The sequence below is a fragment of the Mesorhizobium sp. M1A.F.Ca.IN.020.06.1.1 genome (assembly GCF_004023265.1).
Classification (GTDB): Bacteria; Pseudomonadota; Alphaproteobacteria; order Rhizobiales; family Rhizobiaceae; genus Mesorhizobium.
This window is the reverse complement of sequence record NZ_RZSR01000871.1, coordinates 1-2554: the sequence shown is the minus strand read 5'-3', so window position 1 is coordinate 2554 and position 2554 is coordinate 1. Positions and strand designations below refer to the sequence as shown.

Annotated in this window: 2 protein-coding genes; both read left to right on the top strand. The window is 64.5% G+C overall.

All coding sequences use genetic code 11. The features are described from left to right. Positions 1–150 (top strand): hypothetical protein (locus tag EOA60_RS39780; RefSeq protein ID WP_164899598.1); only part of this gene is annotated, 150 nt, incomplete at its 5' end. After that, positions 150–2513 (top strand): xanthine dehydrogenase molybdopterin binding subunit, encoded by a 2364-nt coding sequence (gene xdhB, locus EOA60_RS28295; protein WP_095824367.1) that lies wholly within the window; start codon positions 150–152, stop codon positions 2511–2513. The genes EOA60_RS39780 and xdhB, both read left to right, overlap by 1 nt. Positions 2514–2554 lie beyond the last annotated feature (41 nt).

Genomic DNA, 2554 nt, shown 5'->3' with positions numbered 1-2554 from the left:
GAATACGCCAGCGACTTCACGCCAATTACCGATATGCGTGCAACCGCCGAGTATCGGGCGCTGGCGGCGAAGAATCTTTTGCTGCGCTTTTATGTCGAAACCACCGGCACCAGGGCGCCGTTCCAAGTGACCCGCAACGAGGCGGCCTGATGGACAAGCACGCCACTCCCAACCTCAAGGCCGAAAAAATCGTCGGCGGCGTCGCCACCGAGCAGCGGCACGATTCCGCGCACAAGCATGTCAGCGGCGCCGCCGTCTATATCGACGACATGCCTGAGCCTGCCGGCACGCTGCATGTCGGCCTTGGCCTCGCCAAGGTCGCGCACGGCACGCTGAAGAGCATTGATCTGTCGGCGGTGCGCGCAGCGCCAGGCGTCGTCGATGTGCTGACCTGTGCCGACGTGCCCGGCGACAACGACGTCTCGCCGAGCAACATGCATGACGATCCGGTGCTCGCCGAGCACAAGGTGCACTTCTACGGCCAGCCGATCTTCGCCGTGGTAGCTGAGACACGCGAGGCGGCGCGCCGTGCGGCACGCCTGGCTAGGATCGAATATGACGAGCTTCCGGCCGTGATCGACATCTGGGACCTCGACCCGGTCAAGGACAAGCAGGTCACCACGCCGCTGATCCTGAAGCGCGGAGATGCGGCTGCCGCGATTGCGGCGGCGCCCCGCCGCATCAAGAACCGCATGTGGCTTGGCGGCCAGGACCATTTCTACCTCGAGGGCCAGGTCTCGCTGGCGATCCCCGGTGAGGACGACGAGGTGATCGTCTATTGCTCCACGCAGGGGCCGAGCGAGACGCAGCATCTGATTGCGCATGCGCTCGGCGTGCCGAGCCATGCGGTGACGGTGGAGGTGCGCCGCATGGGCGGCGGCTTCGGCGGCAAGGAGACGCAGGCCAACCAATGCGCGGCCATAGCCGCCATCGCGACCAAGAAGCTGAACCGCGCGGTGAAGATCAGGCTCGACCGCGACGAGGACATGACCGCCACAGGCAAGCGGCATGATTTCGCCATCGACTACGAGGTCGGCTTCGACGACGAGGGCAATATCCTCGGCGTCGATTTCACCTATGCCCTGCGCTGCGGCTTCTCCGCCGACCTGTCCGGTCCCGTCGGCGACCGGGCGCTCTTCCATTGCGACAACGCCTATTTCTATCCGGCGGTGCACGCGAAATCGGCGCCGCTTTTCACCAACACGGTCTCGAACACCGCCTTCCGCGGCTTTGGCGGCCCGCAAGGCATGGTCGGCGCGGAGCGCGTCATCGACGAAGTGGCCTTCGCGGTCGGCAAGGATCCGCTCGAAATCCGCAAGCTCAATTTCTATGACCCGATGGATGCGATCGGCGAACGCTGCCTCACGCCCTATCACCAGAAGGTCGAGGACAACATCATCCACCGCATCGTCGCTGAGCTGGAGGAAAGCGCCAATTACGCGCGGCGGCGGCGCGAGATCAGCGCCTTCAACAACAACAGCCGCTTCATCAAGCGCGGCCTGGCGCTGACGCCGGTCAAGTTCGGCATTTCCTTCACAAAGACCGAGGCCAACCAGGCCGGCGCCCTGGTGCATGTCTATGCAGACGGCTCGGTGCATATGAACCATGGCGGCACCGAAATGGGCCAGGGCCTGCATCTCAAGGTGGCGCAGGTCGTCGCCGAGGAATTCCAGATCGATCTCGACCGGGTCAAGATCACCGCCACCACCACAGCCAAGGTGCCGAACACCTCGCCGACGGCGGCATCTTCCGGCGCCGACCTCAACGGCATGGCGGCGCAGGATGCCGCTCGGCAGATCCGCAAGCGGCTGACGGATTTCGCGGCCGAAAAATACCAGGTGCCGCTCGACCAGGTCGTGTTCTTGCCCAACCGGGTGCGCATCGGCAACCAGGAAATCGCCTTCAACGATCTGGTCAAGCAAGCCTACATGAACCGCGTCCAGCTCTCGGCGGCTGGCTTCTACAAAACGCCGAAGATCCATTGGGACCGCAGCAAGGGCCGCGGCCATGCCTTCTACTACTACGCCTATGGCGCGGCCTGCTCGGAAGTCTCGGTCGATACGCTGACGGGCGAATATGTCGTCGAGCGCACCGACATCCTGCACGATGCCGGCCGCTCGCTGAACAGCGCGATCGACCTCGGCCAGGTCGAGGGCGGCTTCATCCAGGGCATGGGCTGGCTGACGACGGAAGAGCTTTGGTGGGACAACGGCGGCCGGCTGCGCACGCATGCGCCGTCGACCTACAAGATCCCGCTCGCTTCCGACCGGCCAAAAATCTTCAACGTCAAGCTGACCGACTGGTCGTCGGCCTACGAGCCGACCATCCATCGCTCCAAGGCGGTCGGCGAGCCGCCGCTGCCGCACGGCATGTCGGTGCTGCATGCGCTCTCCGACGCGGTGGCGAGTGTCGCCGATCACAGGATCTGCCCGCGCCTCGATGCCCCGGCGACGCCGGAACGGGTGCTGATGGCGATCGAAAGGCTGAAGCGGGAAGCCGCAAAGCCGGCCTGAACCGGCCAAAACGTGCAATTCGAGGCGCGAAACGCTATATT

Bases quoted from the DNA above. Each gene is read 5' to 3' on its own strand.
- xdhB (WP_095824367.1), top strand. From the start codon at position 150: ATGGACAAGCACGCCACTCCCAACCTCAAGGCCGAAAAAATCGTCGGC.